The 18890-nt window shown below is 71.5% G+C and carries 19 protein-coding genes; 1 reads left to right on the forward strand and 18 read right to left on the reverse strand.

Going from position 1 to position 18890, the window contains the following annotated elements; translation table 11 throughout:
- Nucleotides 1-29: 29 nt before the first annotated feature.
- The 7 genes from D2L64_RS16315 to D2L64_RS16345 form a co-directional block, all read right to left on the reverse strand.
- The gene (locus D2L64_RS16315) at nt 30-1139 is read right to left on the reverse strand and encodes a ricin-type beta-trefoil lectin domain protein (RefSeq protein WP_119577477.1); all 1110 of its coding nucleotides are present in this window, start codon (nt 1137-1139) and stop codon (nt 30-32) included.
- A gap of 103 nt (nt 1140-1242) precedes the next feature.
- Complete coding sequence (locus D2L64_RS16320) at nt 1243-2268, reverse strand: TRM11 family SAM-dependent methyltransferase (RefSeq protein ID WP_233558979.1); 1026 nt, start codon at nt 2266-2268, stop codon at nt 1243-1245.
- A 24-nt stretch (nt 2269-2292) separates the two neighbouring features.
- A complete protein-coding gene (locus tag D2L64_RS16325; protein WP_119577416.1) occupies nt 2293-2544 on the reverse strand; it encodes a hypothetical protein in 252 nt (83 codons plus the stop codon).
- Nucleotides 2545-2598: 54 nt separating this feature from the next.
- Nucleotides 2599-3255 carry an ATP-binding cassette domain-containing protein gene (locus tag D2L64_RS28525; RefSeq protein WP_407663116.1) on the reverse strand — a complete coding sequence of 219 codons (657 nt, stop codon included), beginning with the start codon at nt 3253-3255 and terminating at the stop codon, nt 2599-2601.
- Nucleotides 3256-3361: 106 nt separating this feature from the next.
- Nucleotides 3362-3724, reverse strand: coding sequence for a PadR family transcriptional regulator (locus D2L64_RS28300; RefSeq protein ID WP_119577418.1), 363 nt, complete (start codon nt 3722-3724; stop codon nt 3362-3364).
- Nucleotides 3696-4574: an alpha/beta fold hydrolase gene (locus D2L64_RS16340; protein ID WP_233558980.1), complete on the reverse strand. Its 879-nt coding sequence runs from the start codon at nt 4572-4574 to the stop codon at nt 3696-3698. The genes D2L64_RS28300 and D2L64_RS16340 overlap by 29 nt, the downstream gene beginning before the upstream one ends.
- A gap of 335 nt (nt 4575-4909) precedes the next feature.
- On the reverse strand, nt 4910-5524 hold the full coding sequence (locus D2L64_RS16345; protein WP_119577422.1) for a TetR/AcrR family transcriptional regulator: 615 nt from the start codon (nt 5522-5524) through the stop codon (nt 4910-4912).
- Between the two features lie 131 nt (nt 5525-5655).
- On the opposite strand from D2L64_RS16345, the gene D2L64_RS16350 reads away from it, so the two are divergent.
- Nucleotides 5656-6888, forward strand: a complete 1233-nt coding sequence (locus tag D2L64_RS16350; protein ID WP_119577424.1) for an acyltransferase family protein — start codon at nt 5656-5658, stop codon at nt 6886-6888.
- A 68-nt stretch (nt 6889-6956) separates the two neighbouring features.
- On the opposite strand, the gene D2L64_RS16355 is transcribed toward D2L64_RS16350, so the two are convergent.
- From D2L64_RS16355 to D2L64_RS16405, 11 genes are all read right to left on the reverse strand, one after another.
- Nucleotides 6957-8156 (reverse strand): RtcB family protein, encoded by a 1200-nt coding sequence (locus tag D2L64_RS16355; protein ID WP_119577426.1) that lies wholly within the window; start codon nt 8154-8156, stop codon nt 6957-6959.
- 420 nt (nt 8157-8576) lie between these two features.
- On the reverse strand, nt 8577-8954 hold the full coding sequence (mnhG, locus tag D2L64_RS16360; protein WP_119577428.1) for a monovalent cation/H(+) antiporter subunit G: 378 nt from the start codon (nt 8952-8954) through the stop codon (nt 8577-8579).
- Nucleotides 8951-9214 (reverse strand): monovalent cation/H+ antiporter complex subunit F, encoded by a 264-nt coding sequence (locus D2L64_RS16365; RefSeq protein ID WP_119577430.1) that lies wholly within the window; start codon nt 9212-9214, stop codon nt 8951-8953. The genes mnhG and D2L64_RS16365 overlap by 4 nt, the downstream gene beginning before the upstream one ends.
- Nucleotides 9211-9840, reverse strand: coding sequence for a Na+/H+ antiporter subunit E (locus D2L64_RS16370; RefSeq protein ID WP_233558981.1), 630 nt, complete (start codon nt 9838-9840; stop codon nt 9211-9213). Before D2L64_RS16370 ends, D2L64_RS16365 begins: the two co-directional genes overlap by 4 nt.
- Nucleotides 9837-11414 (reverse strand): Na+/H+ antiporter subunit D, encoded by a 1578-nt coding sequence (locus D2L64_RS16375; protein ID WP_119577432.1) that lies wholly within the window; start codon nt 11412-11414, stop codon nt 9837-9839. Before D2L64_RS16375 ends, D2L64_RS16370 begins: the two co-directional genes overlap by 4 nt.
- Complete coding sequence (locus D2L64_RS16380) at nt 11411-11878, reverse strand: Na(+)/H(+) antiporter subunit C (protein WP_119577434.1); 468 nt, start codon at nt 11876-11878, stop codon at nt 11411-11413. The genes D2L64_RS16375 and D2L64_RS16380 overlap by 4 nt, the downstream gene beginning before the upstream one ends.
- Complete coding sequence (locus D2L64_RS16385; protein ID WP_119577481.1) at nt 11875-14703, reverse strand: Na+/H+ antiporter subunit A; 2829 nt, start codon at nt 14701-14703, stop codon at nt 11875-11877. The genes D2L64_RS16380 and D2L64_RS16385 overlap by 4 nt, the downstream gene beginning before the upstream one ends.
- Nucleotides 14704-14906: 203 nt before the next feature.
- Nucleotides 14907-15884, reverse strand: a complete 978-nt coding sequence (locus D2L64_RS16390; RefSeq protein WP_233558982.1) for an ion transporter — start codon at nt 15882-15884, stop codon at nt 14907-14909.
- Between the two features lie 67 nt (nt 15885-15951).
- Complete coding sequence (locus tag D2L64_RS16395) at nt 15952-16992, reverse strand: extracellular catalytic domain type 2 short-chain-length polyhydroxyalkanoate depolymerase (protein WP_119577436.1); 1041 nt, start codon at nt 16990-16992, stop codon at nt 15952-15954.
- A 209-nt stretch (nt 16993-17201) separates the two neighbouring features.
- Entirely contained in the window at nt 17202-18035 is an 834-nt protein-coding gene (locus tag D2L64_RS16400; protein WP_233558983.1) for a M15 family metallopeptidase, read from the reverse strand.
- Between the two features lie 2 nt (nt 18036-18037).
- Nucleotides 18038-18890: D-alanyl-D-alanine carboxypeptidase family protein (locus D2L64_RS16405; RefSeq protein WP_147376248.1), on the reverse strand; the 853-nt coding region annotated here is incomplete at its 5' end.

The following is an 18890-nucleotide window of genomic DNA, read 5'->3' on the forward strand; positions in this document are numbered from 1 at the left end:
CCCGGGGCCGGCGGGGGCGCGTCAGGCGCCTACCGCCGGCTCCACCGCTGGTTGGCCTGACCGTTGCAGGTCCACAGCACGAGCCGGGTGCCGTTGGCGGTACCGGCGGCGTTGGCGTCCAGGCAGAGGCCGGACTGTACGCCGGTGATGGTGCCGTCGGCGTTGACGTTCCACTGCTGGTTGGTCGCGCCGTGGCAGTCGTAGATGGTGACCCGGGTGCCCGGGGTGAGGCCGTACCCCTCGGCGTCGAGGCACTTGTTGCCGTACACGGTCAGCGCCCGGCCGGACGTGTGGGTCCACTGCTGGTTGGTGCCGCCGTGACAGTCCCACAGCTGTAGTTGGGTGCCGTTGGCCGTGCTGTAGCCCGGCACGTCGAGGCAGCGACCGGACTGGGCGCCGACGATCGCGCCGGTCGTGCCGCCGGTGCCGGGGGTGCCGATGCTGCCGGGCACCGACTGGAGCGCGGCGTACCAGACCGCGGCCATCTTGTCGTAGCCGTTGGCGGTGGGGTGGATGCCGTCGATCAGGTCGCCGGTGGTCAGCGCGGCGTGCATGTTCACCAGGTGCACCCGCTTGCCCGCGGCGACCTTGCTCTGCACGATGCCCGGGATCGCCGCGTTGAAGGTGCGTACGGCCGCCGCCTGGTTGGTGTTCGTGATCGTGATGAGCTGCGCGACGAACACCTGCGCGTCGGGGACGGTGTTGGTGATCTTGTCGATCAGCGTGGAGAGCCGGTTCGGCGCGGTGCTGACGTTGTAGTTCTGCAGGATGTCGTTGGTGCCGATGTGCAGCAGCACGGTCTGTGGCCGTTGGGCGTTCAGCCAGCCGACGACGTTGGCGTCGATCTGGTCGATGCGCCAGCCGGGATGCCCCTGGTGGTCCCGGTCGCCGAGGCTGGCCGGCCCGTTGACCTGGGATCCGACGAAGTCGACGGTGTATCGGCCGCCGACCAGGCGTTGCCACAGGCCGATCCGGTACCCGCCGGGGATCTGGGTGCCCTCGGTGATGGAGTCACCGAGCGGCATCACCCGCACCCCGCCGTTGGACTCCGCCTGCGCGGTGCCGGCCGGGGCGAGCGCCGTCGCGGCCAGCAGGCCGAGCGCCGCGACCGCCGACAGCCATCGTGCCCTGGTACGCATCATCGAACTCCTGCCATGGAACGGTAAGTGAACGTTAACAACGACGTTAATCGATTGTTACGGTCTCGTTCCCGGCAGTCAACCTCGGCCCGGCCGGCGCGCCCTAGCCGGGCTTGCGGGCCACCAGGACGTCACGGACGATGGCCTGGTCCACCGGGTGGGCCAGGCCGCGCCACGGCCCCTCGTCCAGCACGACGAGGCCGGCGTCGGTCAGGTGCCGCGCCGCCGCCTCCCGCCCGGCCACGTTGGTGTTCCAGGAGATGCCGAGCGCCCCACCGGGCCGCAGCAGCCGCGCCCAGCCCGGCACGGCGGCGCCGAGCAGCGCCAGCGGGTCGCGGGCCAGCACGTCGGCGGTACGACTGCCGTGCTGCACCCCGTACGGCGCGTCGGCGACCACCAGGTCGACGCTCGCCGGCCGGAAGAACTCACCGGCCCGCGTGGTGTCGGCGCTGACCACGTCCACCGCCTGCACGTCGCCGGCCTTGTGCGCCTCCCTGGAGGCGGCCACCTCCAGCCGCAGCCGCCGGCCGACCACCTTGCGTTCCCGGCGCACCGGGCCGGACTCCAGCACCCGGTGCTTGATCCGCTTACGCTTCAACCAGGTGGTCAGGAACGCCTGGTACGCCTCGAAGTCCTTGGCGTCGCGGTCCAGGCCGGCGGCGTCGAAGCCGTACATCATCGCCTGGTTGACGGTGGTACCCCGACCACACAGCGGGTCGAGCACCCGGAACCGCCGGGTCAGCAACTCACCGGCCCAGGCGGAGGCGAGCAGGGTGACGTTGAGCAGCAACTTGGTGAACTGCTCGTTGGTCTTGCCGGGGTACTTCAGGATGGTGACCAGGTCGTCGTCGTAGCGGTCCAGCCGGGCCAGCGGCACCGGGCGCAGCAGGTCGCCGGCGAACTCGAACAGCGCGTACGCACTCGACAGGTTGCCCAGCAGCGCCGCGTCCCGCTCGCTCAACCCGCCGTCGACACCGAACGTGACGTACGGGACCCCGCCCACGGTGGCCGTCTCGACTCCCGAGATCCGCCCGTCGAGCACCGCCGCACCGAAGATCTCCAGCTCGGCCCGCGTCAACTCGACGGCGGCCCCCGAGTAGACCCGGTTGCCCGAAGGCAGAATCAACACCCCATACCGCTCCACAGCGAGCCACTATCCCACGCCGGCCACCCCACCCTCTCCCCCACCCCCGACCGCGTTGATCATGAAGTTGTTGCCCCGACACGCCGGAGCGGGGGGCAACAACTTCATGATCGCCGGGGTGGGGTGGGGTGGGGGTGACCACCCGTTGGACTTGATCAGGGTGCCGGTGGTGGCCGACGCGCGCAGGCTGCCGGCGAAGAGTTGGTTGACCCGGCTCGCCTCGGCGGCGGTGGCCACCTGCAACCCGGTCGCGGCCAGCACCGCCGCCAGCGCGACGGTGGCCGCGCGCAGCCCGCCGCGGGTCGTCGGATCGGCTCAGCCGGTGCGCAGTTCGGCGGGGTTCGTACTGGAGCGTTGCAGCAACACGCTCACGGCGATCACGAGCAGCACGGCCAGCAGGGCGAACGACATGATCGCCCCGATCTCGGCCCACGGCACCGGGGTCGTCAGGGTGTGGGTGGCCACCCGGTACTCCAGGTACCGGCCGGCCTCCGCACCGGCGCACTGCGCCGGGGTGCCGACGCAGAACTGCCGGCTCCAGGTCGCCGTGGCGCTGCCGGTGAAGGCGCGCATCCCGAGCATCCCGACCAGCCCCGCGAGGACGATGCCGGGTACCGCCGGCAGCAGCACCCGCCAGCACCGAGTTGCAGCGGCAGGGTCACGTTCTCGACGCCGGTCAGTTTCCGGCACGATCTGCCCGAACTGGAAGAGCACCCCGAAGGCGGTACGGCGCAGCCGGGAGCGGGCCGCCTCACCGGCGGTACCGATCTCACGGCCGGCGAAGCGGACGCTGCCCCGGTCCGGGCGCAGGATCCCAGAGAGGCAGTGCAGCAGGGTCGACTTGCCGCAGCCACTCGGGCCGGTCACCGCGACGATCTCACCCCGGTCGACGGTGAGCGACACGTCGCGCAGGGCCGCGGTCTGGCCGTACCACTTCTCCAGGTGTTCCGTCTCGCAGATCGGCCCGCTCACGCCCGGACCTCCGCGCGCAACTGGCTGATCCGGTCCAGCGTGGTCGCCATCCAGCGCAGGTCCGCGTCGAGATGGTTGAGCAGGTAGTCGGCCGCGGCCAGTTCGGTCACCGAGACGCCGCCGCCGGTCTTGACGGCGAGACGTGCACCGCCGGCGGCACCGCCTGGCTCAGCCAGCCGTCCAGTTCGATGCGGCCGTGCCGGGTGAGCCGGTAGGCGACGCGGTCGGATCCACCGGCCCGCTCGTGCGCCGCCTCCGCGATGTATCCGTCGCGCAGCATCCGGGCCAGGGTCGTGTACATCTGCCCGAAGGCGAGCGGCCGGACACCGAACAACCTGGGAGTAGCATCCGTCAACGCACCGTCCGCCCGCCGTGTCGACCGACGAGAGGCAGGCCGCGAGCATCGGACGGGACGTGCGGCGCGATGACGTGCGATGCGATCAGGTACGGCCGGGGCTCGGCCCGGCATCCAGGAATGCGCCGATGGCGCCGGAGACGGCCGGCCAGTCGGCACCGAACTCGGCGAAGTGACTGTCCGATTGGCTCTCGACGAGTTCGGCCCGCCGGATCGCGCGTACCAGATGCTCGGCGTGACCGAAGGGGACGGCGCCGTCGCGGCGGGTGGCGATCACCAACGTCGGCTGCCCGATCTCGGCGCTGACGTCGGGGCCGGGCCGCACGTCGTTGCGGAATCCCGAGCCGGAGCGCATCCGGGAGAAGAGTGCGACCAGCGCCGCGCGCTGCTCGGGGCCCAGTCGCGCCACCACCTGTCGAGGCGGCATCGTGGAGAGGCCGCCGAACAGCATCCGCAGGCCGCTGTCCGGCGAACGGCGCAGCAGCCAACGGATTCCACCCCAGGTCAGGCGCTCGGTGGCGGGCGGGAAGAGCAGACCCGCGAGCAGCCGGGTACCGCGGGTCGGCCACTTCAGCGGCGCCTGGGCGGTCTGCAAGATCAGCCGCTCGACCAGGTCAGGGTGCCGGGCCGCCAGCGCCATCGCGCTGCGCCCACCGGCGGAGATGCCGACCACGGCCGCGACCCGGTCGATGCCGAGCCGCCGGCAGAGGTCGGCGACGACATCGGCGAAACCGGCGGGCGTCGTGCCGGTCGATGTCGGGGTGCGGCCGTAACCGGGGCGGGAGGGCGCCAGCACGGTCAGGTCCGCGTCGGCGTACGCGGACTCGTCCAGGGTCAGACCGGCCCGCATGTGCGCGCCGTGCATGACCACCACTACGCGGTCACCCCGGCGGTCCAGCCGGTACTCCACAGTGCCGGCGGCAAGCCGGGCCACGGTCGTCGACAACTCCCCCGTGTCGCTCACCCGACCATGGTAGGACGCATCCACGACGGCCGCCGTCCCGCAACCAGGCACCCTGCGCATACGTGGACTCAGGAACCGACCGCCGCGGAACGCTGGCCGGAAGCAGATCCCTGGACAGACGTGATTTCAGGGTGAAATTTTTATTTCACCCTGAAATCAGCGTCCCCCGCATCAGTTGCGGGACGGAAGCGGGCGGCGTACCCATCGGATCACTCCAGCTGGCGATCGGTGGATCTCCGCCGGGACGAGGCCCGGCTCGCCGAGGACGCCGAGCGCCGGATCACCGAGGGCTGGATCACCGAACGCTGGACACCGAACGGCGCTCAGGGTTGGCGTCATCCGGGGGCGGTCGGGGGCGGGCCGAAGAGGCCGTGGCGCAACAACTGCTGGTTCGCGGCGCTGCGCCGGGCCAGCACCTGCGGGTTGAACATCGGCTGGTCGAGGTTGGGTTGCATGACCGGCTCCAGCAGCAGCGGCCCGAGGATCAGGCACAGCATCTGGAAGGGCGCCCACTGCGGGTCGCCGCCGATCCGGCCGCCCTCCGCGCCGGCCAGCCGGTCCAGTTCGATCTGCGCGCCGGCCAGGAGCCGGGCGAACAGGGCGGCGCTGGACGCGCTCTCCTCCAGCAGCACCCGGCGCAGGTATCCGCGCAGCAGCGGATCGGCGCCGAACATCCGGGCCGAGACCGCGCCGAGCGAGACCATCAGTTCCTCGGTGCCATCGATGTCGCGCAGCGCCGTACCGATGCGGTCGAGCACCTCGGCGTCCACGGCGGCACGGAGGCCCTCCTTCGAACCGAAGTGGTGGACCACCAGGGCGGGCGACAGACCCGCCGCGGTGGCGACGGCCCGAACCGAGGTGGCCTCGAAGCCCCGTTCGGCGAAGAGTCGCAGCGCGGCCTCGCGCAGACGCGCCCGCCCAGTCAGGTCCGATGCCGGCATCGCTCGCATGCAGGAAACCGTATGCCACCGCCGGGTCGGGGCCCGGAAGGGTGCCACCGCCGGGCTCGGGGGCATCCCCGAGGCCGATCCCCGGGGGTCACCCGATCCCAGACTGAACAAGTGTTCAGTAGTTTGAACGCATGAACAATCTGCCTGCGGGTGGCCCGGTCACGGCGCCGCCGTCGGATCCGCCCGGACCACGTCCCCGCCGCCCCCACCTGCACTATCTGGACAACCTACGGGTCGCGATGATCCTCATGGTGGTGGTGCACCACGCGGCCCAGCCGTACGGGCCGGCCGACTGGTGGTACTTCCGCGGCGATCGGCAGCACGAGGACCTGGCCACGCTCTCGGCCGTCGGCGGGGCGTTCCGGATGAGCCTGTTGTTCTTCGTCGCCGCGTACCTGGTGCCGCGCTCGGTCGACGGCAAGGGCGGCTGGGCGTTCGCCCGCGGTCGGCTCGCCCGGCTCGGCGTCCCGTTCCTGGTCGGTTCCGCCACCATCATCCCGGCGCTGATGTACACCTACTACGTCCAGTACCGCGGCTATCCACCGATCTCGTACGGCCGCTACTACCTCGACGTCTTCCTGGGCTTCGGGCCGGAGCCGGCGGGATGGACCGGTCCGATCTGGCCGGACCTGCAGTTCGGCCACCTCTGGTTCATCCAGAACCTGCTCGTCTTCAGCCTGCTCTACCTCGCCTGCCGTGCGTTCGCCCGGCTCGCCGGTCGGTGGTGGAAACGACCGGCCCCCGCCTGGCTGACCCGGGCGCCCGGCCACCGGTCCCTGCTCGGTCTCACGTTCGGCCTGGCCGTGATCGCGTTCCTGGTCCGGGTCGACTACCCGCTCGACGAGTGGGTGCCGCTGTTCGAGTTCGTGCAGGCCGAACCGGCCCGCCTGGCCCAGTACACCGCGTTCTTCGCCGCCGGAGTGCTGGCCTACCGGTACGACTGGCTCGGCCGGCTGTCCCGCCGGGTCGGCTACACCTGGCTGGCCGTCGGTTCGCTGCTCACCGCCGGCCTCTTCGTCACCGGCACCGACACGCCCTACTTCGCCACCGGCGGCGCCTCCGCCGCGTCGGCGTGCTGGACCCTCGTGGAGACGGCCCTCTGCGTCGGTCTGAGCGTCGGCCTGCTCACCCTGTTCCGGGACGTGTTCACCGGCCACCACCGGCTCAGCCGCGCGATGGCCGACGGCTCCTACACCATCTACCTCATCCACCTGCCGATCGTGGTGGCGCTCCAGTTCGCCTTCGCCGGCGTCGACCTGCCCGTGCCGGTTCTCTTCGCCGCCGTCGCCACGCTCGCCATGGTGGCCAGCGTGGCCATCGCCGTACCGCTGCGCCGGCTACCCGGCCTGCGGGCCGTGCTCTAGGCAACCGGACCAGGCTCGCCGGGCGGGACGACCGGCGCCCGCCCCCCGCGGGCGCCGGTCGATGGTGCTCAACCCTTCACGCAGACCACCTGCTTGAGGTGTGCCACCACCTCGACCAGGTCTTCCTGCTGTGCCATCACCTCGGTGATGTCCTTGTACGCGCCGGGGATCTCGTCGACCACCCCGGCGTCCTTGCGGCACTCCACGCCGGACGTCTGGGCCGCCAGGTCGGCGGTGCTGAACGTCCGCTTCGCCTGGGCACGCGACATCCGCCGCCCGGCCCCGTGGGAGGCCGAGCAGTAGGCCGCCTCGTTGCCCCGGCCGCGCACAATGTACGAGCCGGTGCCCATCGACCCCGGGATGATGCCCAGCTCGCCGGTGCCGGCCCGGATCGCGCCCTTGCGGGTGACCAGCACGTCCACGCCGTCGTAACGCTCCTCGGCCACGTAGTTGTGGTGGCAGCTGATCGGCTCGTCGTAGCCGACCTGCGGAAACCGGTCCCGGACCACGTTCATCAGCACGGCGAGCATGACCGCCCGGTTACGCCGCGCGTACTCCTGCGCCCACCACAGGTCCCGGCGGTAGGCCGCCATCTCCGGCGTGCCGGCGAGGAAGACCGCCAGGTCCCGGTCGGGCAGGTCGGCGTTGTGCGGCAGCCGCCGCGCCACCGAGATGTGCCGCTCGGCGAGTTCCTTGCCGATGTTGCGGGAACCGGAGTGCAGCATGAGCCAGACCCGGCCGGCGTCGGCGCCGCCCTGCTCCAGGCAGACCTCGATGAAGTGGTTACCGCCACCGAGGGTGCCCAGCTGCCGCTGGGCCCGGGTCTGCAACTGCGCGACCTTGCGGTCCAGGTCGGTGAAGCGCCGCCAGAAGTCGTCCCAGCCGCGCTGTTCCAGCCCCCGCACCCGACGCGGGTCCACCGGGTCGTCGCGCTTGGCGAAGCCGACCGGAACGGCGTCCTCGATGGCCCGGCGCAGCCCGGCCAGGTCGTCGGGCAGGTCGGCGGCGGTCAGCGAGGTGCGTACCGCCGACATGCCGCAACCGATGTCGACGCCGACGGCGGCCGGTGCGACGGCCTGCCGCATGGCGATGACCGAGCCGACGGTGGCGCCCTTGCCGAAGTGCACGTCCGGCATCACCGCGACGCCCTGCACCCAGGGCAGGGTGCCGATGTTGCGCAGCTGCCTGGCGGCCTGCGCCTCGATGCCGTACGGGTCGGTCCACACCCGTACCGGCGCCCGCGTCCCGGCGAGCACGCTGAATCCCATGGCGTTCTCCTGAAGTCGAGGCTGATCCCCCGCCGGTCCACGGCGCTGGACGTCCCCGGACAGGGAGACGGAGCAGCACGAGGGCAGGGTGCGGAAGGTAGGGAAAGGCCGCCCGACCCGGACAGGGTGGGGCGGCCTCGGCGACGGGCAGAGGGCCCCGGTCAGGGGCGCGGCTCCGGTCGCCGGGGCAATCGGACGCGGCGGCACGACGCCGGTTTGCCACCGGAGTACCAGCCGTGACACGAGCTGCGGCGGGTGATGCGGGCAGGTAGCGACACGGGATTCTCCTTCCGGCTTCCGTCGGTCCGTTGTGGTGTCGACGACACTAGAGCCGCCGCCCCGGGACCGCAAAGGATATTCGGATCCGGCCCGCCGGACGCCGGACCGGGCGCCGGCGGGCCGAGCCCGGAACTCCTCGGTTCAGGCCCGGGCCGCGTCCTCCCGCTCGCCGGCCACCCGGTCCAGGTGCGCGGCGAGTTCGTCGGTGAGCAGCAGGTCGCCACGGATGTCGTCCTGTGGGTAGCCGGCCCGCCCGACCATGTGCGCGGCCACCGGCGCGGTGGCCAGCTGGAAGATGCCGACCAGCACCAGCGTGGTGACGTCCACGCCGGTACGCAGCCGCAGCCCCGCGCCGACCAGGACCAGCAGCAGCCCGAGGACCTGCGGCTTGGCCGCGGCGTGCATCCGGGTGAGCAGGTCGGGGAAACGGACCAGGGCGACCCCGGCGGCGAGGCTGAGCAGGGCGCCGCTGATCAGGCAGAAGGCGGCGACGATGTCGAGCACGGCGTCGAGGCTCATTTGCTGTTTCTCCGGGCGGCGAAGCGGGCGACACTGACCGACCCGACGAATCCGAGAACCGCGAGGACCACCAGCACCGGCAACGCGGTGCCGTCGCGGCTGTAGGCGGCCTCGGTGGCGATGGCGGCGACGATGATGGCCAGCAGCACGTCGGTGGCGACGGCCCGGTCCAGGATCGACGGACCGCGGATGATGCGGGTCAGGGTGAGCGCGCCCGCCACGGCGAGCAGCGCGGTCACGGTCACGGCGACGATGGTCATGTCGTTGCCCCTTCCAGGTCGACCGGTGGCGGTGGGGTGGAGCCCGCACGGACCTGCCGTAGTTCCTCGGGCGAGCCGATGGCGGCGATGATGCGCGCCTCCAACGCCAACACCTCGTGCCGGAACTTCTCCACCTCGGCGAGGCTGTCCACGTTGATGACGTGGATGAACAGGGTGCCGGTGTTGCGGTCGGCCTCCAGGATCAGGCTGCCCGGCACCAGGGACAGCGCCTCCGCGGTGAGGGTGAGGTTCAGGTCGCTGTTCACCCGCAGTTTCACCGCGATGATGGCGCTGCGCGGGATGTGCCGGGGGCGCAGCGCCAACCAGGCGATCTGGACCGAGGCGACCACCAGGTCCCGCAGGAAACGCAGCAGGAAGCGCAGCGCGCCCCACGGGTGGACCCGTCCGGCGAAGGTCACCGGCGGCAGCGGGAAGACGGCCAGCAGGATCGCGGCGACCACCAGTCCGCTGATGACGTTGGCCCAGGAGAACGTGCCCCAGAGCAGCACCCAGACGATGACCAGGAAGGTCATCGCGACGATCCGGTTTCGGCGTCGCGCGGTGCGGCTCAGTGGCGGGTTCGGTGGCTCCGTCGGCTCGGCCGGGGTCATCGGGTCGGGCTTCACGGCGCACCTCCCGGGAAGACGGCGTCGACGTACGGGGTCCGCTGCAACAGGTCGTTGGCGGCGTCGGTACTGAGATCGAAGAGCGGACCGGCCACCAGGGTCAGCACCAGGCCGAAGGCCACCAGGGCCACGGTCGGCGCGATCATCATCCCCGGCAGTACGGCACCGGTCTGCCCGGCGGTGACGGGCTGCTGCGGCTGCACGGCCCCGCTGGTGCGGGCCGCCTGGGCGGCGTCACCAGGTTCCGGCATGTCCGGGTGCGGTGCCCGCCAGAAGGCCAGGTTCCACACCCGAGCGACGGCGTAGAGGGTTAGCAGGCTGGTCAGCAGGCCACCGGCGACCAGAATCCAGGCCAGCACACCGCCGTCGTCGATGCCCGCCTGGACCAGGCCGAGCTTGCCGAGGAACCCGGAGAACGGTGGGATGCCGGCCAGGTTCAACGCGGGCACGAAGAACAGGACCGCGAGCAGCGGCGAGAGCCGGGCCAGGCCGCCGAGGCGGTCCATGGCGGTACTGCCGCCTCTTCGTTCGACCAGGCCGGCGGCGAGGAACAGGGTGGTCTGGATGGTGATGTGGTGGACCACGTAGAAGATCGCCGCGGAGAGTCCGAGCGACGAGGTGAGCCCGACACCGAAGAGCATGTAGCCGATGTGACTGATCAGCGTGAACGACAGCAACCGCTTGATGTCGGACTGGGCGACCGCGCCGAGGATGCCCACCACCATCGTCAGCACCGCAGTCACCAGCAGCAGGGTGGCCGTACGGCCACCGGGGAACAGCAGCGTCTCGGTACGGATGATCGCGTACACGCCGACCTTGGTGAGCAGGCCGGCGAAGACGGCGGTGACCGGGGCCGGTGCGGTGGGATAGCTGTCCGGCAGCCAGGCCGACAGCGGGAAGACCGCGGCCTTGATGCCGAAGGCCAGCAACAGCATGCCCTGCAACACCAGGCGCAGGTCGTCGGGGAGGGCGTCGAGCCGCTCGACGAGCTGGGCCAGGTTGAGCGTGCCGGTCGAGGCGTACACCAGGCCGATCGCGACCAGGAAGATCACCGAGGAGAGCAGGCTGACCACGACGTACGTGGTGCCGGCCCGGATCCGGGTCTCCGTGCTGCCCAGCGTGAGCAGCACGTAGCTGGCGACCAGCAGGATCTCGAAGCCGACGTAGAGGTTGAACAGGTCACCGGAGAGGAAGGCGTTGCAGACGCCGGCGGTCAACACCAGGTAGGTGGGGTGGTAGACCGACAGCGGCGTCTCCTCGTTGCCGTCGGCCATACCCTGCCCGATGGAGTACACCAGCACGCAGAGGGTCACCGCGGCGGAGACCACCAGCATCAGTGCGGCGAGTTGGTCGGCGACGAGCACGATGCCGATCGGGGCGGCCCAACCGCCGACCTCCACCACCAGTGGGCCGTCGATGCTGGACCGCACCAGCAACAGCACGGCCACCGCGACGGTTGCGGTGAGCACAGTGAGGCTCACCCACCGCTGCGCGCGCGGGCGCCCGAGCAGGATCAGGGTCAGCGCCGCGCCGAGCAGTGGCATCACCACCGGCAGTGGAACCAGGTACGTCATCCGGCCCTCCCCGCGTCGGCCGAGGCGGTCAGCGACCGCTCGGGGTCGGCTTCCGCGTCATCGTCGTCGTCACCGGTGCCCGCGTCGGCGTCACCGGGGCCCTCGTCGCGCTCCGCGAGATCCATGATCCGGCGGTCCTCGACGTCGTCCTGTACCTCGTCGTGCCCGTTGAGGTGCCAACTGCGGTACGCCAGGGCGAGCAGGAACGCGGTCATGCCGAGGGTGATGACGATGGCGGTGAGGATCATCGCCTGCGGTAGCGGGTCGCTCATCTCCTCCTGCGGTGCGCCGCCGACGATCGGTGGTGCACCGGCCCGGCCGCCGGTGAGCAGCAGCAGGTTGGCGCCGTTGCCGAGCAGGATGACGCCCATCAGGACCCGGGTGAGGCTGCGTTCCAGCAGCAACGTGACACCGGCGGCGACGAGCACGCCCACCACGATGACGTAGGTGAGGTTGGGGGTCACACCAGCTCCTTTTCCCGTGCCTCGGCGTCCTCGGCGTCCTCGGTCTCCTGCTGGCGGTCCATCTCCGCGCCGAGACTGCGCAGGATGTCCAGCACCAGACCGACGACGATCAGGTAGACGCCGACGTCGAAGAAGGCCGAGGTGACGAAGTGGACCTTGCCCAGCACCGGTACGTAGAAGTCGAGCAGGGCGGTCTGCAGGAACTCGCCGCCCAGCAGCATCGCGGCGAGGCCGGTGCCGACGGCCACGAAGAGCCCGGCGCCGAGGACCGCACCGGCGTCGACCGGTGCGGCGCCGTTGAGTTCGGTACGGCCGCCGGCCAGGTAGCGCACGGCCAGGGCGAGGCCCGCGACCAGGCCCGCGGCGAACCCGCCACCGGGGGCGTTGTGGCCACTGAACAGCAGGTAGATGGAGAACAGCACGATGGCGTGGAACAGCAGTCGGGTGACCACCTGCAGGATGACCGACTGGGCGCGGGCGGTGGCGCCGGTGGTCAGCCAGCGGGGCCGGGACTCCGCCCGCCCACCGCCGGGGATGTCGCCGCGTCGGTCGAGGTCGCGGGCATGGCGGAAGATCAGGCTGGCCACGCCGGTGGCGGCCACCACCAGTACGGCGATCTCGCCCATGGTGTCCCAGGCCCGGATGTCGACCAGGGTCACGTTGACCACGTTCTTGCCGCCGCCGTAGGAAACGGCCTGGTCAGGGAAGTCGACGGAGATCGGGATGGCCTGGCGGGCGCCCGCCGCGACGTAGGCCATGCCGGCGGTGACCACGCCGACGGCCACGCCGATGGCGACCCGCCCTCGGCGGCTGGAGCGGATCGGCCGTTCCGAGAACTTCACCGGCAGCCGGCGCAGCACCAGCACGAACATCACGATCGTGACGGTCTCCACGAGGAACTGGGTCAACGCCAGGTCCGGCGCGCCGTGCAGGATGAACATCAGCGCGATGCCGTAGCCGGCCACACCGACCAGGATCATCGCGGTGAGGCGGCGCAGCGCCCGGGCGGCCATGATCGCGGCGATCACCACCACCGCAGCGGCGAGTCCCTGCAACGGCGTGTCCCACAGGTGGAACCGCTGCGGCCAGGGACTGCCGGCCAGCAGCGCGCCGCCGGGCAGGACCACCAGCACGACGAGGATGACGCCGAGGTAGAACGGCAGCGAACCACGCTGGGTCTTACCGGTCAGCTCCACCGCGAGCCGGTCGATCAGGCTCATGCTCTTCTTGTAGGCGGCGGCGCCGTCGAAGGGCAGCCGCAGGGTGGCCCGGACCCGCTCGCGGCGCATCAGGTGGAACAGCCCGGCACCGCCGGCCACGGCCAGCGCCGACAGCCCGAGCGCGGGGGTCAGGCCGTGCCACAACGCCAGGTGGTAGCCGGGCTCGGCGCTGCGGTAGAGGTCCGCGTACGGGGCGAGCAGGCGGTCCACCGCGGGGGCGAGCAGGCCGGTGGCGGCGCCGGCCAGGGCCAGTACGGCAGCCGGGGCGAGGAAGGGCCAGGAGATCTTCCGGACGCTGGTGGCCGGGACGTCGGGCTTGTCGGCGAAGGCGCCCCAGAGGTAGCGCAGCGTGTACGCCACGGTCAGCACCGAGCCGGCGAGCACCCCGGCCAGCACGACCAGGTCGGCGGTGCCGCCGTGCAGCAGCGCCTCGACCGCCGCTTCCTTGGCGACGAACCCGGCCATCGGCGGCAGCCCGGCCATGGAGGCCGCGGCGAGGCCCGCCACCACCGCCAGGGCGGGGGCGCGACGCCCCACGCCGCTGAGTTCACGCAGGTCGCGAGTTCCGGTGGCGTGGTCGACGACGCCCACGGTGAGGAACAGGGTGGCCTTGAACAGGGCGTGTGCCAGCACCATCGCCACGCCGGCCAGGGCGGTGTCCCGGGTACCCGCGCCGAGGACCACCATCAGCAGGCCGAGTTGGCTGACCGTGCCGTACGCCAGCAGCAGCTTGAGGTCGACCTGGCGCAACGCCGACCAGCCACCGAAGAACATGGTGATCAGACCGGTGACCAGCAGGATCGGTCGCCACGGCGACAGGTCGGCGACGGCCGGCCCCAGCATGGCGACCAGGAACACGCCGGCCTTGACCATGGCGGCGGCGTGCAGGTAGGCGCTGACCGGGGTGGGCGCGGCCATCGCGCCGGGCAGCCAGAAGCTGAACGGGAAGATCGCCGACTTACTCAGCGCGCCGAGCAGCACCAGCACCAGGGCGACCGCGAGGTATCCACCGCCGGGCAGGTTCTCGGCGACCTCCGACCACCGGTAGGTGCCGGCGTGCTGGCCGAGCATGACGAACCCGGCGAGCATCGCCAGGCCGCCCAGCGTGGTCACCAGCAGCGCCTGCATGGCCGCCCGCCGGCTGGCCCGCTTGGCCGGGTCGTAGCCGATCAGCAGGTAGGAGAAGACCGTGGTCAGCTCCCAGAAGACGTAGAGCAGCAGCAGGTCGTCGGAGACGACCAGGCCGAGCATCGCGCCGGCGAAGGCCACGAACACGGCGGCGAACCGGCCCAGTCCGGGGTCGTCGGAGCGGAAGTAGCGGGCGCTGTAGGCGAGCACCAGCGCGCCCACGCCGCCGACCAGCACCACCATCAGCCAGGACAGCGTCCCCATCCGCAGGGCCAGTTCCAGCCCGAGTTGCGGCACCCAGCTAAGCGTCTCCACCACCGGTTCGCCGGAGCGGACTCCGCTGGTCTGTGTCAGCGCCCACGCCAGCGTCGCGCCAGGGACCAACGCGACCAGGTAGAGGGCGTGCCGTCCCCAGAGCCGCACCAGCGCCGGGGCGATCAAGGCTGTCAGCGCATGGACCGCCACCAGTACCAGCACGCGCACCCTCCTCAAAGATCATCAGTCGGTGCAACGACCCTATCCGGTAAGGACCGCACTCTGCATCTGCCGTGATTTGGATCAAAGGTGTGTCCGGCGACAGAGTGCGCGAAACGGTGGCGGAGTTCACCTGCGTTTCATCGCCGGACGCACGCCCGAAACGCACCACCGGACGGACGTCCCGGACGGCGGAAAACGCTCGTTCAGTCCTTCAACACCCGGCGGCCCCGCCCGTCGTCCCGGTCGATGCGCAGCTCGCGTTCGAGTTCGACGATGAGGGTACGGAGGTCGTCGAGGCGTTGACTGACCGCGATCCGGTCCAGTTCGTCGGGTATCCCGTCGCCGTCCTCGTCGTAACCGGGGGCCATGCCCTCGGTCATCTCCAACCGGCGCGCTTCCTCCATCGAGTTCACGAAGACCGCGACCAGGATGTTGAGCAGCAGGTTGACCGTGATCACCACGAAGCTGCCGTAGTAGAGCACGGTCCAGGCGGACAGCTCCATGCCCTGCTCGACGAGGTCCGGCAGGGTCTCCAGGGAGAGCAGCACGAACAGCGTCAGCAGGGACCGGCCGATGTCCCCGTACTCGTCCGGATAGACCTCTCCGAAGATCAGCCAGCCGGCCATGCCGTACACGTAGAGGGTCACCATGGCCAGGGCGAGGAACCCGGCGACGCCGGGCAGGCTGCGCCACAGCGCGGCGACGATCATCCGCAGGCCGGGTGAGAACCGCACCAGCCGCACCATCCGCAGTACGCGGATCACGCGCAGCAGCGCCGAGTCGCCGTGCAGACCGGGGATGAAGATCGCCGCGGTCACCAGGAAGTCGAAGACGTTCCAGCCCTGCCGGAAGAAGTCCTGCGGCCGGCGGCCGTAGGCCAGCACCCGGATGGCGATCTCGATGACGAAGATCACCCGGAAGCACCACTCGACGCCGTACAGCGCGGTGCCGGCCGGACCCAGGTCGGGGTAGGTCTCCAGGCCGAGGACCACGCCGTTGGCCAGGATCACCACGACGATGACGAGTTCGAACGAGCGGGAGGCCGAGATCGTGGCACACGCCTCGACCAGGCGGGACCGGGGTGCGGTGTCGGCCGGCCCGCGTCGCTGGGCCGGCACCGGGCTCTCGCTCACCGGGCCGCCGGCCCCGGCGGCACCGTCGGGGCCGGCCAGACCGGCCACCGTGCGTCACGGTCACATCGACGTACGGCAGTCATGGTCCACAGCCTACGGTGCGACCGGGACCGGATCAGCCACCGAGTCGGCGGACCATGTTCATGATTGTCTCCACCTGGGCGCCACCCTTGATGGGGTAGTTCGTGGCGCCCAGGTAGCCCCACCAGTCCCAGCACCCGTTCGGGTTGCTCGGCACGGCGATGGCCTGCGGGTACAGCACGATGGTGGCGTTGGTGTCGGCGTACTGGTTGAGGTTGGCCCGGTCCACGAAGGCGGTGCCGACCCGGCTGTGGCCCTGCAGGCAACCGTGCAGGGCCACCAGCAGCCGGCAGGTCGCCCCGGCCGCGCAGGACGCCGGGACATAGGCGAATCCGTTGGCGTCCATGCTCAGCCCGCTGGCCCAGCCGCCGGGGGCGAAGGTGTGCTGACTGAACCGGACCAGGGTGCCGCCGAGCGGACCGGTGTTCGGCGGCTGCACCGTGCCGTACAGCTTGCGCAGGAAGGTGTGCTGCGGATCGGTGCCGCAGTCGTTGAGGTACGGCGCCGCGGTGGCCGTACAGCCGACGGTGCCGTACGGGGTGACCCAGCCGTGCCCGGCGGTGGAGCCGCTGTCGTACTGCACGCTGGCGCCGAAGTGCTGCTGGTAGCGGACCAGGTCGTCGCTTACCGACCGCTGCACCGTCCGGTCGGCTCCGCCGTGGAAGACGTAGACCGGTTCGCCGGACAGGCCGCCGACCGGGTCGATCCAGCCGTACCCGGCCCAGGTGCGGGTGTAGGTCTGCAGGGTGCTCAGGTACGTCGGGTAGATGTTGTCGCCGCAGCCGTACAACGCCTGGGCGACGTTGTTCTGCGCGCAGTAGTAAGGGCCGGCGGCGAACAACGCCGCTCCCCTGACCTTCTGCGAGTAGGCCACCTGGAGTTGGGTGGCCAGGTACGCCCCGGAGGAGACACCGGCGACGTACACGCCGGAGACGCGGTACGTCGACAGGCTGCCGGAGACGGGCGCCTTGGTGTACGGGGTGGCGGCGGCGTACCCGGGCGACGGGGCGTACGCGGGGGCGAGCAGCAGCACCGCGACGATGGCGGCGAGCAGCCGGCGGGCGGGTGTGGACATGACGCTCTCCCGGGGTCTGAGTGAGCGCCGGCGGTGGTGTCGGCGTACGGCGACGCTAACGTGACGCACGTCACCGGCGACATGAGTGCGGCGCACACGTCGGCGACCGGCGCTGTGGTGCCGATCGCCGGTGACTCGCCGGCTTCGAGGCCCACCGTCCCCCGTACGCCGCCATCGCTCACCGCCCGGTCCGCCGCCCCGCGAGCCGGTCAGCCGGCCGAGGATCGGGCGACCGGCAGGTCGAAGTAGGTCTCCGGCCAGGGTTCGTCGCGGTAGCGGAAGTGCCACCACTCCCGGTCGTAGCCGACGAACCCGCCGTCGGTCATCAGTTGCCGCAGCAGCAGCCGGTTCTGCCGGGCGGTGGGGTCGATCCGGGTCGCGTCGGTGTGCGCGAGGGGGTCGAAGCAGTCGAAGCCGGTACCCATGTCGACGCTGTTGTCGCCGAACCGTTCGGCGTACCCGGCGGCGCAGTCGGCCAGCGGCTGACCCGGCAGGTACCGGGCCTGCTCGGGTGCGGGCACGTCGACCAGGGTGACGTCGACGGTGCTGCCGCGGCTGTGCGCGGTGGGCGCGCCGAGGTAGCCGCGGTCGAACAGCTCCGACTTGGCCACCCGGGGGTAGAACTCCGCCTTCATCTGCTGTTCGTCGGGGCTGCGGGCCCAGGTGACGAACTCGTCGGCGGCGCGCTGCGGGCGGTAGCAGTCGTAGACCTTGAGGCCCCGGCCGGTGGCCAGTGCGGCGTCCTGCACCCGGCGCAGCGCGGTGGCGGCCGCCCCGGTGAGCAGACAGAGTGGTTCGGGGTAGCCGGCGACCGGCCGGCCGACGAAGTTGTGCGGGCCGGCGTACCGGATGTCGGTCAGGATCCGCGGGTCCGCGTCGGACAACACGACGAAACCGGGCAGGGTCGGTGCCGGCGAGGGCGGTGGTTGCGGCGCCGGCCGGGTGCAGCCGGCCGCGACGAGCAGCCCCACCGCCAGCCCGACGGCGAGGCCGACCCGGACCGCCGGCCGGTCGCGCCGCCCGGCCGCGGGCCGGACGGTCACGCTCAGCCGCGCGGGGTCGGGCGGCGGCCCGCCGCGCGCAGCCGGCGACGCCGGCCGAGGAAGCCCAGGGCGAGGACGGTCGAGCCGAGGGCGAGGACGACGTACGAGGCCGTGCGGAGTTGGCCGGCGAGTGCCCGCCGACCGGCCGAATCGGCACCGGAGGCACCGCCGGGCAACGCCTGGGGCGGCACCGCGGCGGACGGGGTGGCGGAGGCGGTGGTGGCACCGGGGCGTACCAGCACCCCGACCGAGGCAGCGTGGGGCAGGGCGAATCCCCAGTCGAGCAGCGCCGCGCCCTGCTGCCAGCCGCGCTGGTCGAGTACGTCGGCGCCGAGCAGCGTGACGACCAGCCGGCGACCGTCACGCTCGGCGGCACCCACGTAGGTGTGCCGGGCCAGGTCGGTGTAGCCGGTCTTGCCGCCCAGCGCACCCGGGTAGTGGTACAGCAACTGGTTGTCGTTGTCGATGGTGAACGCCGTGGCACGCTGCCTCGGCTGGGCCGGGATGGCCGCCTCGCGGGTGGCCGCATAGCGGCGGAAGTGTCCGTCGTCGAAGCACGCCCGGGCGATCAGGGCCAGGTCGTACGCGCTGGTGAACTGGCCGGGGCCGTCCAGTCCGGACGGAGTGGCGGCGTGTGTCTGGTACGCGCCGAGCAACCGGGCCTGCTCGTTCATCGCCCGCAGGCCGCCGGCCATCCCGTCGGCGCCGCCGCCGAGGCGGGCCAGCGCGTTGGCCGCCTCGTTGCCGGAGCGCAGCAGCAACCCCAGCCAGAGCGTCTCGACCCGGTACCGGCCGCCCGCCACCAGACCGACCGCCGAGCTGCCCGGCTCGATGTCGAGGTCGGCGTCGGTGACG

The organism is Micromonospora radicis, from assembly GCF_003583405.1.
GTDB classification, from domain to species: domain Bacteria; phylum Actinomycetota; class Actinomycetes; order Mycobacteriales; family Micromonosporaceae; genus Micromonospora; species Micromonospora radicis.

Coding starts and splice junctions, on each gene's coding strand:
- D2L64_RS16375 (WP_119577432.1), bottom strand. CDS start 11,414: ATGACGTACCTGGTTCCACTGCCGGTGGTGATGCCACTGCTCGGCGCG.
- D2L64_RS16365 (WP_119577430.1), bottom strand. CDS start 9,214: ATGACCATCGTCGCCGTGACCGTGACCGCGCTGCTCGCCGTGGCGGGC.
- D2L64_RS16350 (WP_119577424.1), top strand. CDS start 5,656: ATGAACAATCTGCCTGCGGGTGGCCCGGTCACGGCGCCGCCGTCGGAT.
- D2L64_RS16395 (WP_119577436.1), bottom strand. CDS start 16,992: ATGTCCACACCCGCCCGCCGGCTGCTCGCCGCCATCGTCGCGGTGCTG.
- D2L64_RS28300 (WP_119577418.1), bottom strand. CDS start 3,724: ATGCCGGGCCGAGCCCCGGCCGTACCTGATCGCATCGCACGTCATCGC.
- D2L64_RS16315 (WP_119577477.1), bottom strand. CDS start 1,139: ATGCGTACCAGGGCACGATGGCTGTCGGCGGTCGCGGCGCTCGGCCTG.
- D2L64_RS16345 (WP_119577422.1), bottom strand. CDS start 5,524: ATGCGAGCGATGCCGGCATCGGACCTGACTGGGCGGGCGCGTCTGCGC.
- D2L64_RS16355 (WP_119577426.1), bottom strand. CDS start 8,156: ATGGGATTCAGCGTGCTCGCCGGGACGCGGGCGCCGGTACGGGTGTGG.
- mnhG (WP_119577428.1), bottom strand. CDS start 8,954: ATGAGCCTCGACGCCGTGCTCGACATCGTCGCCGCCTTCTGCCTGATC.